Origin of the sequence: Streptomyces sp. NPDC004658 (genome assembly GCF_040609555.1) — a bacterium.
Lineage (GTDB): Bacteria > Actinomycetota > Actinomycetes > Streptomycetales > Streptomycetaceae > Streptomyces.
Window position 1 is genome coordinate 1 of record NZ_JBEXKG010000034.1, and the last position, 12,656, is coordinate 12,656.

15 protein-coding genes are annotated in these 12,656 nt (G+C 73.0%); 7 read left to right on the forward strand and 8 right to left on the reverse strand.

What is annotated here, in order from left to right; translation table 11 throughout:
* Positions 1-410: biotin carboxylase N-terminal domain-containing protein (locus ABZV94_RS14775; protein ID WP_356340637.1), on the reverse strand; the 410-nt coding region annotated here is incomplete at its 3' end.
* 363 nt (positions 411-773) lie between these two features.
* Here ABZV94_RS14775 and ABZV94_RS14780 point away from each other — a divergent pair.
* Entirely contained in the window at positions 774-1,358 is a 585-nt protein-coding gene (locus tag ABZV94_RS14780; RefSeq protein WP_356340638.1) for a hypothetical protein, read from the forward strand.
* Here the strand turns inward: ABZV94_RS14780 and ABZV94_RS14785 are convergent.
* The 4 genes from ABZV94_RS14785 to ABZV94_RS14800 form a co-directional block, all read right to left on the reverse strand.
* Entirely contained in the window at positions 1,330-1,947 is a 618-nt protein-coding gene (locus ABZV94_RS14785; RefSeq protein WP_356340639.1) for a nucleoside triphosphate pyrophosphatase, read from the reverse strand. The genes ABZV94_RS14780 and ABZV94_RS14785 overlap by 29 nt on opposite strands.
* A 32-nt stretch (positions 1,948-1,979) precedes the next feature.
* A complete protein-coding gene (locus tag ABZV94_RS14790; protein ID WP_356340640.1) occupies positions 1,980-2,108 on the reverse strand; it encodes a hypothetical protein in 129 nt (42 codons plus the stop codon).
* Between the two features lie 89 nt (positions 2,109-2,197).
* Positions 2,198-2,407: an acyl-CoA carboxylase epsilon subunit gene (locus ABZV94_RS14795; RefSeq protein WP_356340641.1), complete on the reverse strand. Its 210-nt coding sequence runs from the start codon at positions 2,405-2,407 to the stop codon at positions 2,198-2,200.
* A 24-nt stretch (positions 2,408-2,431) separates the two neighbouring features.
* The gene (locus ABZV94_RS14800) at positions 2,432-4,045 is read right to left on the reverse strand and encodes an acyl-CoA carboxylase subunit beta (RefSeq protein ID WP_356340642.1); all 1,614 of its coding nucleotides are present in this window, start codon (positions 4,043-4,045) and stop codon (positions 2,432-2,434) included.
* Between the two features lie 110 nt (positions 4,046-4,155).
* Here ABZV94_RS14800 and ABZV94_RS14805 point away from each other — a divergent pair, with 110 nt between their 5' ends.
* A complete protein-coding gene (locus tag ABZV94_RS14805; protein ID WP_356340643.1) occupies positions 4,156-5,016 on the forward strand; it encodes a biotin--[acetyl-CoA-carboxylase] ligase in 861 nt (286 codons plus the stop codon).
* Positions 5,017-5,180: 164 nt separating this feature from the next.
* Complete coding sequence (locus ABZV94_RS14810; protein ID WP_356340644.1) at positions 5,181-6,305, forward strand: adenylate/guanylate cyclase domain-containing protein; 1,125 nt, start codon at positions 5,181-5,183, stop codon at positions 6,303-6,305.
* A 25-nt stretch (positions 6,306-6,330) separates the two neighbouring features.
* Here the strand turns inward: ABZV94_RS14810 and ABZV94_RS14815 are convergent, their stop codons facing one another.
* Complete coding sequence (locus ABZV94_RS14815) at positions 6,331-6,951, reverse strand: hypothetical protein (protein WP_356340645.1); 621 nt, start codon at positions 6,949-6,951, stop codon at positions 6,331-6,333.
* A gap of 152 nt (positions 6,952-7,103) precedes the next feature.
* On the opposite strand from ABZV94_RS14815, the gene ABZV94_RS14820 reads away from it, so the two are divergent.
* The 3 genes from ABZV94_RS14820 (at position 7,104) to hutH (ending at position 10,819) form a co-directional block, all read left to right on the forward strand.
* On the forward strand, positions 7,104-7,898 hold the full coding sequence (locus tag ABZV94_RS14820; RefSeq protein WP_356340646.1) for an enoyl-CoA hydratase-related protein: 795 nt from the start codon (positions 7,104-7,106) through the stop codon (positions 7,896-7,898).
* Between the two features lie 151 nt (positions 7,899-8,049).
* Positions 8,050-9,192 (forward strand): GGDEF domain-containing protein, encoded by a 1,143-nt coding sequence (locus ABZV94_RS14825; RefSeq protein WP_356340647.1) that lies wholly within the window; start codon positions 8,050-8,052, stop codon positions 9,190-9,192.
* An 88-nt stretch (positions 9,193-9,280) separates the two neighbouring features.
* Positions 9,281-10,819: a histidine ammonia-lyase gene (gene hutH, locus ABZV94_RS14830; RefSeq protein ID WP_356340684.1), complete on the forward strand. Its 1,539-nt coding sequence runs from the start codon at positions 9,281-9,283 to the stop codon at positions 10,817-10,819.
* Between the two features lie 51 nt (positions 10,820-10,870).
* Here hutH and ABZV94_RS14835 read toward each other — a convergent pair whose 3' ends face one another.
* On the reverse strand, positions 10,871-11,665 hold the full coding sequence (locus tag ABZV94_RS14835) for a hypothetical protein (RefSeq protein WP_356340648.1): 795 nt from the start codon (positions 11,663-11,665) through the stop codon (positions 10,871-10,873).
* A 42-nt stretch (positions 11,666-11,707) separates the two neighbouring features.
* Positions 11,708-12,022, reverse strand: coding sequence for an LAETG motif-containing sortase-dependent surface protein (locus ABZV94_RS14840; protein WP_356340649.1), 315 nt, complete (start codon positions 12,020-12,022; stop codon positions 11,708-11,710).
* A 109-nt stretch (positions 12,023-12,131) separates the two neighbouring features.
* Between ABZV94_RS14840 and ABZV94_RS14845 the strand changes: the two genes are divergently transcribed.
* A complete protein-coding gene (locus ABZV94_RS14845) occupies positions 12,132-12,476 on the forward strand; it encodes a hypothetical protein (protein WP_356340650.1) in 345 nt (114 codons plus the stop codon).
* The last annotated feature ends 180 nt before the right edge of the window (positions 12,477-12,656 follow it).

Consider the following 12,656-nt stretch of genomic DNA (forward strand, 5'->3'; position numbering starts at 1 on the left):
ACGGGGTCCGGCGTACCGGCGACCAGGGGGGCGCCGGCGCGCTGGGCGATGTGCCGGGCGGCGACCTTGTCACCCAGGTCGCGGATGGCCTGCGGCGGCGGGCCGATCCAGATCAGCCCGGCGTCCAGGACGGCCTGCGCGAACTCGGCGTTCTCCGAGAGGAAGCCGTATCCGGGATGGACGGCGTCCGCGCCGGACTCACGCGCCGCGTTCAGGATCTTGTCGATGACCAGGTAGCTGGTGGCCGGGGTGTCACCGCCCAGAGCGAACGCCTCATCCGCGGCGCGGACATGCAGAGCGTCCCGGTCCGGGTCGGCGTAGACGGCCACGCTCGCGATCCCGGCGTCCCGGCAGGCCCGGGCCACGCGGACAGCGATTTCGCCACGGTTGGCGATGAGCACCTTGCGCACGATTGAGGCTCCCTCCTTGAAACAAGCCGAGTTTAGGGACTGCCGACACGGCACTTCGACCCGTCCCCTGTGGTGAGCTTGCCCACACGGAGCGTGATACGAGGCTCGCTCGACCCGCAAAAGCCCATGTCGCACCTCGGTACGCAGGACTCCTGCGGAAAACCCTAGCCCTGCCATGTGGCCAAGGTCTCTGTGAAGGCGTGCTGCGCCCCACTCGGATTCTTTGTCGAGTCCCTACGAATGGCCCAATGATTCTTTGCTGGCGCCCGAACCCTTGTCCCTGGGTTTACCCGTTAGTAGCGTTCGCGCTGTCTCGAACGTACCTGAGGTAACAGGCTGCTGGTGTGAGAGTGGGTGGGCCCGGTGGTGCGCAGACCGGTGGCAGGGGTCGTGGCGGTCGTCCTCCTGGCGGAGGCCGTCTTCATCGCCGCGCTGAACTGGTTCCTCGGAGTGGTCGTCGACCGGCAGGACATGTCCCTGGCCGGTCTCGACCCGGACGTCATGTCGATGTCCTCGAAGATCGGCGGAGTCGTCTTCGGCCTCTACTTCGCGCTGTGCGCGCTGGTGGCCGTGCTCGTCGCGGTACGGGACCGCGCCCCGGCCGGCCTCGGCCGCGTCCTGCTGATCAGCGCGGCCGTGGTGCACGGGCTGCTCGGCGCCTTCGCCTGGGGCCTGGTCGGCTGGACCGCGTTCCTGTTCATGGTGGTCGTACTCGGGCTGATCGTGCTGCTCCTGATGACGTACGACCGTGCGGGCGGCCCGGAGGGCGCGGCACCCGGCGGTACGCCCGGGGAGGGCGCCGGACCGGCCGCGCGGGCGGAGCCGGGCGCGGCCCCGGCCGGCGCGGGCACGCCGGTGAGCCGTACGGGCGAGCCGCAGGACGGGGACGACGAGCCGCAGGACTCCGTCCCCGCCCAGATCACCGCTCCGGTACCCACAACTCCGTGATGCCCACGCCCAGTTCGGCGAGGAGCTTGCGGACCAGGGGCAGGCTGATGCCGATCACATTGCCGTGGTCGCCGTCGATGCCCTCGATGAACGGCGCCGAACGGCCGTCCAGGGTGAAGGCGCCGGCGACGTGCAGCGGCTCACCGGAGGCCACGTAGGCGGCGATCTCCTCGTCGCTGGGCTCGCCGAACCGGACGACGGTGGAGGCGGTCGCCGACACGTACCGCTTGGCCTCCGTGTCCCACACGCAGTGCCCCGTCTGGAGCACTCCGGCCCGCCCGCGCATGCTCTTCCAGCGTGCGGTGGCCTCCTCGGCGTCGGCCGGCTTGCCGAGCGCCTGCCCGTCCAGCTCCAGCACCGAGTCGCAGCCGATGACCAGGGCGCCCTGCACGTCCGGCTTCGCCGCCACGACGCTCGCCTTGGCCTCGGCGAGGGCCAGTGCCAGCTCCGCCGGGGTGGGCGCGGTGACGGCATCCTCGTCGACACCGCTCACGATCACCTCGGGGGCGAGGCCGGCCTGCCGGAGCAGGGCCAGCCGGGCGGGGGACTGGGAGGCGAGCACGAGTCGCCTGCGGCGTTTGGCAGTCATGCGGTCAGGTTAGTCAGGGTGGGCCGTCCGGCTCACCTCAGGCCACTGACGATCATGAAAAGGACCATGGCCAGGGCCATGAGGAGACCGAGCCGCCGAAGCATGTTCTGCGCGTCGCGCAGTTCCTTCGGCGGTTCGTTCTCCGGGTCTGACCACAGCATTCCACCAGCGTGCGGCTTCGGCCGGGGAGGGCGCCTGAGTACCGGTACTCAATTGGCGCCCCGGGCGTTGCCGCCGGGGCGGGCTTCCCTCAGCTCGGCCAGTAGGTGCGGGTCCAGGACGTCGGGCCCGGCCGGGGGACGCGGTGGGCCGCGATCCGCGACGGGTCGGACCACGCGTCCCTCGTCACCTCCGCGCCGGACGGCGTGGCCGCTGCCGCCGCGGCGCGGGCGCGGACCACCGCCAGGGCGGCGGCCAGCTCCTCCGGGGTGGGGTTGCCTCGTACGACCTTGATGTTCATGACCGCTCCCAGGGTCCGCGGGGCCTAGAGGGGGATGTTGCCGTGCTTCTTCGGAGGGAGGGATTCCCGCTTGGTGCGCAGCTGACGCAGCCCGCGGACGATGTGCGCGCGGGTGTCGGACGGCAGGATCACCGCGTCGATGTAGCCGCGCTCGGCCGCGACGTAGGGGTTGAGGAGGGCGTCCTCGTACTCCTGGATCAGCCGGGCGCGCACCGCCTCGACGTCCTGGCCGCTCGCCTCCGCCTCCGCGATCGTGCGCCGGTGCAGGATGTTGACGGCGCCCTGGGCGCCCATGACGGCGATCTGGGCGGTGGGCCAGGCCAGGTTGAGGTCGGCGCCCAGGTGCTTGGAGCCCATGACGTCGTAGGCGCCGCCGAAGGCCTTGCGGGTGATCACGGTGATGAGCGGGACGGTGGCCTCGGCGTAGGCGTAGATGAGCTTGGCGCCGCGCCGGATGATGCCGTCGTGCTCCTGGCCGACGCCCGGCAGGAAGCCCGGCACGTCCACGAAGGTCAGGACCGGGATGTTGAAGGCGTCGCAGGTCCGTACGAAACGGGCGGCCTTCTCGCTCGCCGCGATGTCGAGGCAGCCGGCGAACTGCATCGGCTGGTTGGCGACGACGCCCACCGGGTGGCCCTCGACCCGCCCGAACCCGGTGAGGATGTTCGGCGCGAACAGGGCCTGCGTCTCGAAGAACTCGGCGTCGTCCAGGACGTGCTCGATCACCGTGTGCATGTCGTACGGCTGGTTGGCGCTGTCCGGCACGACGGTGTCCAGCTCGCGGTCCTCGTCGTTGACGGCGAGGTCGGCCTCCTCCGGGAAGACCGGGGGCTCGGAGAGGTTGTTGGACGGCAGGTACGACAGCAGCTGCTTGACGTACTCGATGGCGTCCTTCTCGTCCCCGGCCATGTGGTGGGCCACACCCGAGGCGGTGTTGTGGGTGCGGGCGCCGCCCAGCTCCTCGAAGCCGACGTCCTCGCCGGTCACGGTCTTGATGACGTCCGGGCCGGTGATGAACATGTGCGAGGTCTGGTCGACCATGACCGTGAAGTCGGTGATGGCCGGGGAGTAGACCGCGCCGCCCGCGCAGGGCCCGACGACGAGCGAGATCTGCGGGATGACACCGCTGGCGTGGGTGTTGCGCCGGAAGATCTCGCCGTACGCGCCCAGGGAGGCGACACCCTCCTGGATGCGGGCGCCGCCGGAGTCGTTGATGCCGATGACCGGGCAGCCGGTCTTCAGCGCGAAGTCCATGACCTTGACGATCTTCTGGCCGTAGACCTCGCCGAGGGCGCCGCCGAAGACGGTGAAGTCCTGCGAGAAGACCGCGACCGGGCGGCCGTCGACCGTGCCGTAGCCGGTGACGACGCCGTCCCCGTACGGGCGGTTCTTCTCCAGGCCGAAGTTGGTCGACCGGTGCCGGGCGAACTCGTCCAGCTCGACGAACGACCCCTCGTCGAGCAGCAGTTCGATCCGCTCACGCGCCGTCAGCTTGCCCTTGGCGTGCTGCTTCTCGACGGCGCGCTCCGAGCCGGCGTGCGTCGCCTCGTGGATGCGGCGCTGGAGATCCGCGAGCTTCCCCGCGGTCGTGTGGATGTCGATCTCTTGGATCTCGTGACGCTCTTCCGGCTCGGACATCGGGATGCGGCTCCCTGCCTGCTCAAAAGGGGGGACGGTTACTCATCCGTAGAGTAGTGGCGGCCCTGCGGATCAGCAGTGCGTCGTTTACCACACCTAGGGTGGCTTGCATGACGCCGCAGAATCCATCAGACGACAGCCGCTGGTCCGACCTGGACCGTCCGCCCCTGAACGCCGCCGCGCTGCGCCGCGCGCTGGTCAGCGAGAAGGGCCTGTACTGCGACATCGAGGTGGTGCAGCGGACCGGCTCCACCAACTCCGACCTGGCCGCCCTGGCCGCCGCCGGGGACGCCGACGAGGGCGCGGTCCTGGTGGCGGAGGAGCAGACGGCGGGCCGGGGCCGGCTGGACCGCCGCTGGACGGCTCCGCCGCGGTCGGGCCTGTTCTTCTCCGTGCTGCTCAAGCCCACCGAGGTGCCGGTGGCCCGCTGGGGGTGGCTGCCGCTGCTGACGGGCGTGGCGGTGGCGACCGGGCTGTCCCGGGCGGCGGGCGTCGACACGGCGCTCAAGTGGCCGAACGACCTGCTGGTGACGGTGGGCGGCGAGGAACGCAAGGCCGGGGGCATCCTCGCCGAGCGGGCCGGTGACGACGGCGTCGTCATCGGCGTCGGCATCAACGTCACGCTCAGGGCGGACGAGCTGCCGGTCCCGCAGGCCGGCTCCCTGGCCCTGGCCGGGGCGCTGGGCACGGACCGGGATCCGCTGCTGCGGGCGGTGCTGCGGTCACTGGAGGACTGGTACGGGCGCTGGCGGGCCGCCAGGGGCGATGCCTCGGCGTGCGGGCTCCAGGAGACCTACACGGCGGGCTGCGCGACCCTCGGGCGGGTGGTGCGCGCGGAACTGCCGGGCGACCGCTCGGTGGTGGGCAAGGCCGTCGCGCTGGACGGGGACGGACGACTGATCATCGTCACGGAGGACGGGGTGCAGGAGCCGGTGGGGGCGGGGGACATCGTGCACCTGCGGCCGGCGTAGGGGGGCCCGGCGTGCCCCGGAGGGGCGCGGGAACTGCGCGAGCGGCCACGACGGATCCGCGGCCGGGTACGACGGGTGCGCTCCCCCGAGTGAGCTGGCGCACACCTGCCGTAGAGTTGAGGCCGGTCGATACCTGACCGCGGCAGATCGGAAGGGCAGCAGGCGTGACCGTCGACGACACGGGCTCCGGCGCTGGCGGGGACGGCCGGGTGGACCCCCACGCCCCCGACACCGGCGACGACCCGCTCGCCCTGCGTCTCGAACAGCTCATCCTGGGCGCCGAGCGCCGCTACACCCCGTTCCAGGCCGCCCGCAGCGCCGGCGTCTCCATGGAGCTGGCGTCCCGGTTCTGGCGGGCGATGGGCTTCGCGGACATCGGCCAGGCCAAGGCCCTCACCGAGGCCGACGTCCTGGCCCTGCGCCGCCTCGCCGGCCTGGTGGAGGCGGGCCTGCTGAGCGAGGCCATGGCGGTGCAGGTGGCCCGGTCCACCGGGCAGACCACCGCCCGGTTGGCGGAATGGCAGATCGACTCCTTCCTGGAGGGCCTGACCGAGCCCCCGGAACCGGGGATGACCCGCACCGAGGTGACGTACCCGATCGTCGAGCTGCTCCTGCCCGAGCTGGAGGAGTTCCTCGTCTACGTCTGGCGGCGCCAGCTCGCCGCGTCGGCCGGCCGGGTCGTCCAGACCGGCGACGACGAGGAGATGGTCGACCGGCGGCTCGCCGTCGGCTTCGCGGACCTCGTCGGCTTCACCCGGCTCACCCGCCGCATGGAGGAGGAGGAGCTGGGAGAGCTGGTCGAGGCGTTCGAGACGACCGCGGCCGACCTGGTGGCGGCGCGCGGCGGCCGGCTCATCAAGACCCTCGGCGACGAGGTGCTCTACGCGGCGGACGACGCGGGGGTGGCCGCGGACATCGCGCTGCGGCTGGTGGAGACCCTGGCGAACGACGAGACGATGCCCGAGCTGCGGGTCGGCATGGCGTTCGGCACGGTGACCACCCGCATGGGCGATGTGTTCGGTACGACGGTGAACCTGGCCTCCCGGCTGACCTCGATAGCCCCGCGCGACGCCGTCCTCGTGGACAGCGCGTTCGCCGAGGAGCTGATCCGCACCGGCGAGGCGCCCGCCTCGGAGGCGGAGGCGGCGGAGGCCGCGGCGGCGGCCGAGAAGGAGGGCGAGGACCCGCCGACGTACCGCTTCGCGCTCCAGCCGATGTGGCAGCGCCCGGTGCGCGGGCTCGGCGTGGTCGAGCCGTGGCTGCTCACCCGCCGCGACGACCGGTCGTAGCCGCCGGCCGTCCGCCGGGCGGGCCTCAGCCGTCCCCGTCGCCGAACACGTCCACGCACAGCCCGATCACCGGCACGCACACCCCGCCCGGACGGGGCTCCGCCGGGCTGCGGCTCGGGGTGGGCGTCGGGGTCGGTGTGGGGGTCGCCGGGGCCGGGCGCGGGGCGGACGACGTCGGCGCGGGCGGCCGGGGTGTGCCGCTTTGCGGGGCCGGGGTGCCGCTCGGCGCGGCGGTCGGTACGGCGGTGTCGCCGGGCGCCGTCGTGGCCTCGCCCGGGCCCGGCGCCGTACGGCCGGGGGAGCCGGTGGGTGTCGGAGCGAGGCTCCGGCCGCCCATGGCGGAGGTCGCCGAGGGCAGTGCGGTGGGGGCGGCGGCGATGGTGGCCGCGGTGTCGGCGGAGCGGTCCGCGGGCCCGCCGCCCGGGCCGATCCGGGGCTCGGCCTCCGCGGTGCCGGGGGCACCGACTCCCGCGTCCGGGGCGGCCCGGACCAGGCTGAGCACGCCCGCGGCCAGCGCGAGGCCGCCGGCGGCGAGGAGCACCTTGCGCGGGCGGGGCTTGCGGTGCCGGCCGCGCCGTACTCCCGGCGTACGCTCCGGCGCGCGTTCCTGCTCCGCGCCGCCGGAGTGTGCAGGTATCGGTGTCATGGGTCCCGCACGCTATGCGCTTGTGTGGGCGGTGTGCGGGGAGAAGGCCGGGATGTCACTCGAACGGGTGTAGCCCCCTGGACTTCACGGGAGGGGACACGGCTGCGATGATCGGGCCGACGACAGTTAACCCGCGTTAACCGGAGGGTGTCATGAGCGAGGAGCGGTTCGGGGAGTTCGTGCTGGTACGACGGCACGGGCACGTCGCGGAGCTGGTGCTGGACCGGCCCAAGGCGATGAACGCGGTCTCCACGGAGATGGCCCGCTCCCTCACGGGCGCGTGCGCCGCGCTCTCCGCCGACCGCGACGCCCGGGTCGTCGTCCTGACCTCGTCCCACGAGCGGGCATTCTGCGTCGGGGCCGACCTGAAGGAGCGCAACTCCTTCACGGACGCCGACCTGGTGCGGCAGCGGCCGGTGGCGCGCGGGGCGTACACCGGGGTGCTGGAGCTGCCGATGCCGACGATCGCGGCGGTGCACGGGTTCGCGCTGGGCGGCGGGTTCGAGCTGGCGCTGTCCTGCGACCTGATCGTGGCGGACCGTACGGCGGTGGTGGGCCTGCCGGAGGTGTCCGTGGGCGTGATCCCGGGCGGCGGCGGCACCCAGCTGCTGCCCCGGCGGGTCGGCGCGGCCCGCGCGGCCGAGCTGATCTTCTCGGCGCGGCGGGTGGAGGCGGCGGAGGCGGCCGAGCTGGGGCTGGTGGACCGGCTCGTGGAGCCCGGCCGGGACCGCGAGGAGGCGCTGGCACTGGGCGAGCGGATCGCCGCCAACTCGCCGGTGGGCTTGCGGGCGGCCAAGCGGGCGCTGCGGTTGGGGCACGGCCTGGACCTGCGGGCCGGGCTGGAGGTGGAGGACGCCGCCTGGCGCTCGGTGGCCTTCTCCGGCGACCGCGCGGAGGGGGTGGCGGCGTTCAACGAGAAGCGCGAGCCGCAGTGGCCGGGAGAGTAGGAGCGCCCCGAAGGGGCGCGGGGAACCGCGCGACCGGCCACGGAGCACCCGCACGCGGCAGCGGTCCGCGGATCCGAGTCCGTGGACGCGCATTCCACCTGATCGCCGCACCCACACCCCCAAACCTCCCATTCCTCCCTAACCTGGAGTAATGGGTGAGGACAAGCGGCTGGCCGCAGTCGTGGCGCTGGCCCAGGGCATGGCGGCGGCGCACACCCCGCGGGAGTCCTGGCAGGCCGCCGCCCTCGGCGCCTGCCACGCGCTGGACGGCAGCTTCGCCGCGCTGTCGGTGTGGGAACGCGAACTCGGCCGGCTCCGGGTCCTCGTGAACGTGGGCGACCGCGCCCCGGACGAAGAGGAGTTCCCGGAGACCGAGACCTACCCGGTGCACCAGTTCCCGGAGATCACCGAGTTCCTGCACGAGCGGTGGGCCGGCGGCGGCGGTCCCAACGCCTGGGTGGAGACGGCCGCGGGCACGGCGAAGGGCACCCCCGGCTACTTCCACCAGCGCGTCGCCGCCCTGCGCCGCCGCGGTCGCGGCTGCTGCGTCGTCGCCCCCCTCGTCCTGCACGGCCGGGCCTGGGGCGAGCTGTACGTGGCGCGGGCGGTCGGCGAGCCCCTCTTCGCACGGGCCGACGCCGACTTCGCGACCGTCCTCGCCGCCGTCGTCGCCGCCGGGATCGCGCAGACCGAGCGGCTGGAGGAGGCCCGCCGGCTCGCGTACACCGACGCCCTCACCGGCCTGGCCAACCGCCGTGCCGTGGACGTACGCCTGGAGGAGGCCGTGGAGCGGCACCGCGCGCAGGGCGTGGTCGTCAGCCTGGTCGTCTGCGACCTCAACGGGCTCAAGCGGGTCAACGACACCCTCGGGCACGCCGTCGGCGACCGCCTCCTCGAACGCTTCGGCTCGGTGCTGTCGCTGTGCGGCGCGATGGTGCCGGGCGCGCTGGCCGCACGGCTCGGCGGGGACGAGTTCTGCCTGCTCGCGGTCGGGCCGCCCGCCGACGAGGTGGTGAAGGCGGCCGACGAACTGTGCCGCCGGGCCGGGGAGCTGGAGCCGGGCGAGGGGGTCGCCTGCGGGGTCGCCTCGACGGAGGACGCGATCGGCGAGGTGCGCGACGCCCGCCGGCTGTTCCGGCTCGCGGACGCCGCCCAGTACCGGGCGAAGGCGCTGCGCCTGGACCGGCCGGTGGTGGCCGGGCGGGAGGGGCCGGACGACCCGGTCGTGCGGCTGGCCGACGCGCCGCCGCCCTCGCGGGCCGAGCGGCGCCGGTTCCGCGGGCGCCGCCCGTGAGGCGAAGCCCACACCGCGCGGTAAGGGGCTCTCCCGGTCCCCACTAGTGACACCGGTGCATTCAATGCGTACGCTCCTGAATATGGATATGCACACTGTGGTGGTGGGGACGTCCGGGGTCACGGCGTCCGACGTTCTCGCCGTGGCGCGCGGCGGTGCCCGCATCGAGCTGTCGGCGGAGGCGGTGGCGGCCCTCGCGGCGGCCCGGGAGATCGTGGACGCGCTCGCGGCCAAGCCCGACCCGGTCTACGGCGTCTCCACCGGCTTCGGCGCCCTGGCGACCCGGCACATCAGCCAGGAACTGCGCGCCCAGCTACAGCGCAACATCGTCCGCTCGCACGCCGCCGGCATGGGCCCCCGGGTGGAGCGCGAGGTCGTACGGGCCCTGATGTTCCTGCGCCTGAAGACCGTCTGCTCCGGGCACACCGGGGTGCGGCCCGAGGTCGCGCAGACCATGGCCGACGTGCTGAACGCCGGGATCACCCCGGTCGTGCACGAGTACGGCTCCCTCGGCTGCTCCGGAGACCTGGCCCCGCTGTCCCACTGCGCCCTCACCCTGATGGGAGAAGGGGAGGCGGAGGGTCCCGACGGCACCGTCCGGCCCGCCGGCGAACTGCTCGCCGAGCACGGCATCGCCCCCGTCGAGCTGCGCGAGAAGGAGGGCCTCGCCCTCCTCAACGGCACCGACGGCATGCTCGGCATGCTGATCATGGCCCTCGCCGACCTCGACACCCTCTACAAGTCCGCCGACGTCACCGCCGCCCTCACCCTGGAGGCGCTGCTCGGCACCGACAAGGTGCTGGCCCCCGAGCTGCACGCCATCCGCCCGCACCCGGGCCAGGGCGCCTCGGCCGCCAACATGCTCGCCGTGCTGAAGGGTTCGCAGCTCACCGGCCACCACCAGGACGACGCCCCGCGCGTCCAGGACGCCTACTCGGTGCGCTGCGCCCCGCAGGTCGCCGGCGCCGGCCGCGACACGCTCGCGCACGCCCGCCTGGTCGCCGAGCGCGAGCTGGCCTCCGCCGTCGACAACCCGGTGGTGCTGCCCGACGGGCGCGTGGAGTCCAACGGGAACTTCCACGGCGCTCCCGTGGCCTACGTCCTGGACTTCCTCGCCATCGCCGCCGCCGACCTCGGCTCCATCGCCGAGCGCCGCACCGACCGGCTGCTGGACAAGAACCGCAGCCACGGCCTGCCGCCGTTCCTCGCCGACGACGCCGGTGTGGACTCCGGCCTGATGATCGCCCAGTACACGCAGGCCGCGCTGGTCAGCGAGCTGAAGCGGCTCGCCGTACCGGCCTCCGCGGACTCCATCCCGTCCTCCGCCATGCAGGAGGACCACGTCTCCATGGGCTGGTCGGCCGCGCGCAAGCTGCGCACCGCCGTGGACAACCTCACCCGGGTCGTCGCCATCGAGCTGTACGCGGCCACCCGCGCCATCGAACTGCGCGAGGGCCTCACCCCGGCGCCCGCCTCGCAGGCGGTCATCGAGGCCGTCCGGGCCGCGGGTGTGCAAGGTCCGGGTCCGGACCGGTTCCTGGCGCCCGACCTGGCCGCCGCCGACGCCTTCGTGCGCGGCGGTGAACTGGTGGCGGCCGTGGAGAAGGTCACCGGCCCGCTCCAGTGAACGCGCGGGGCCCCGGCGGCTGCCGGGGCCCCGAACGCTACGGACGAAACGTCACTTCAGCTTGGCGGCCTGCGCCTTCACCACCGGAGCGGAGACCGTGTAGGCCTTCTTGCTCATCATCGCCCCGATGTTGATCGTGGTGTACGTGGCGAGGGTGTTCCCGTGCCGCACGACCTCGGCGTGCAACGGCAGGGCGCCGTCCTTGCCCGCGTCGTTGGTCGCGGTGAAGGCCACCGACGCGTCACCCGTGCCGGAGGACTTCTCCTCGGCGACCTTGGTGAACGTGCCCTTCTCGCCGTCCTGTTCGCCGGAGAAGCCGCCCGCGCAGGCCTTGACCGCGTCGGAGACCGACTTCAGGGCCTGCTCGGCGCCGTCGCCGTCGTACGAGGCCAGGGTGACCACGGTGACGTCCAGGTCCATGGACTTGTTGATGGCGTCCTCGAACTTGCCGTCGGCCAGGTCGTCCAGGGACGTGGCGTCGTCCGTGGGGTCCTTCTTGTCCTCCGTGGCCATGCGGCTGGTGTGCGCCGCCGGCTCACCGGGCGCGATGCCGGTGAACGCCTGGAGCACCGGCCGGCACTTGGCGTCGTCGGACGTGACCTTGCCGCGGTCGGGGACGCCGCCCTCGACGGGGCCCACCTCGTACCCGGGCACCTCGCCCTTGGCGATGATCAGTTTCTTCAGTTCGGCGGCGCTCAGCGCCTTCGCGGCCGGCTTCGCCGCGTCCGAGCCCTTGGCGTCCCCGGAGTCCTTCGACCCCCCGTCGCCACAGCCCGTGAGGAGGGCGAGCGACAGCGCGCTCACAGCTGCGGTGGCGCACAGCCGCACGCCCGATGATCTCTTCATGAGCGAACTATGGGCGGGCTGTCAAAGTTTCGTCAAGGACGATTAAAAACCCAGGCGCTCCCGGCGCACCGAATACACGACGAATCCGGCACCCACGGCGAGGAAGAGGCTGCCGCCGACGACGTACGGAGTGCTGTCGAAGCTTCCGGTGTCGGCCAGTTCGGTCTCCTCCGCCGCCGCCTGCTCCGTGCCCTCGGCGGTCGCCACCGTCACGGCTCTCGCCTGCGTGACCTGCGTCGGCGCGGGCGTCCGCGCCGGGGTGTCCTGCGAGGCGTTCGCGGACGGGACGAACCACAGGGCGCACAGCAGGGTGCCCGCGGCGGTGGCGGTCAGCAGCGGACGGCGAGCGGATGACACGGAATATCGATCCCCTTGTGACGCTGGCGAATTGGCCGTGTGGGGCGATGTTAGTGAAAGGCGCGGGTCACAGGAAAGTCACGGGAGGTTTCGGCCGTACGCTCCCGCCATGAGCACAGAAGAGACATCACGTTTTGTGCGGCTTCGCGTGGAGCTGGTGCTGGAAGTACAGGACGACGATGAGGTGGCCAAGGCCGCGCTGCGCCGGATCGCCCGGGACCCGGAGCTGCCGGAGGGGGAGCGGGCCCAGGCCGAGGCCGCTGTGACGGAAGACACCGCGGAGGCCCTCGCGTATCTCGTGGACCCGTTCGACCTGGTCAGCGAGGTGCCCGGAGTGGAACTCCAGCAGGCCTCCTGGTCCAGCGAGCGGGTCGACTACGACCCCGATTCGCCCGACTGGGACCTGGACGAGGATGATGGGGAGGACGACGAGGAAGAGGACGGCATCGGCTGAGCGTCACGGGGCACCCAGGACCCCGGACGGCAACCGCCGTCCGGGGTTTCGTCGTCCCAGGGGACGCACGGACCGAGTCCCGCACCACCGCACCGCCGCGGACGCGACCGCGTTCCACGGACGTGGCATGCCCCACAGCCCGACGGGCTGGGGAACGGGTCGGACCGGCCGTAGCGTTGA

What these genes read in the sequence shown, in the direction of transcription:
- ABZV94_RS14785 (WP_356340639.1), bottom strand. Translation starts at nt 1,947, where the DNA reads ATGACTGCCAAACGCCGCAGGCGACTCGTGCTCGCCTCCCAGTCCCCC.
- ABZV94_RS14790 (WP_356340640.1), bottom strand. Translation starts at nt 2,108, where the DNA reads ATGCTGTGGTCAGACCCGGAGAACGAACCGCCGAAGGAACTGCGCGAC.
- ABZV94_RS14795 (WP_356340641.1), bottom strand. Translation starts at nt 2,407, where the DNA reads ATGAACATCAAGGTCGTACGAGGCAACCCCACCCCGGAGGAGCTGGCC.
- ABZV94_RS14800 (WP_356340642.1), bottom strand. Translation starts at nt 4,045, where the DNA reads ATGTCCGAGCCGGAAGAGCGTCACGAGATCCAAGAGATCGACATCCAC.
- ABZV94_RS14805 (WP_356340643.1), top strand. Translation starts at nt 4,156, where the DNA reads ATGACGCCGCAGAATCCATCAGACGACAGCCGCTGGTCCGACCTGGAC.
- ABZV94_RS14815 (WP_356340645.1), bottom strand. Translation starts at nt 6,951, where the DNA reads ATGACACCGATACCTGCACACTCCGGCGGCGCGGAGCAGGAACGCGCG.
- ABZV94_RS14820 (WP_356340646.1), top strand. Translation starts at nt 7,104, where the DNA reads ATGAGCGAGGAGCGGTTCGGGGAGTTCGTGCTGGTACGACGGCACGGG.
- ABZV94_RS14825 (WP_356340647.1), top strand. Translation starts at nt 8,050, where the DNA reads ATGGGTGAGGACAAGCGGCTGGCCGCAGTCGTGGCGCTGGCCCAGGGC.
- hutH (WP_356340684.1), top strand. Translation starts at nt 9,281, where the DNA reads ATGCACACTGTGGTGGTGGGGACGTCCGGGGTCACGGCGTCCGACGTT.
- ABZV94_RS14835 (WP_356340648.1), bottom strand. Translation starts at nt 11,665, where the DNA reads ATGAAGAGATCATCGGGCGTGCGGCTGTGCGCCACCGCAGCTGTGAGC.
- ABZV94_RS14845 (WP_356340650.1), top strand. Translation starts at nt 12,132, where the DNA reads ATGAGCACAGAAGAGACATCACGTTTTGTGCGGCTTCGCGTGGAGCTG.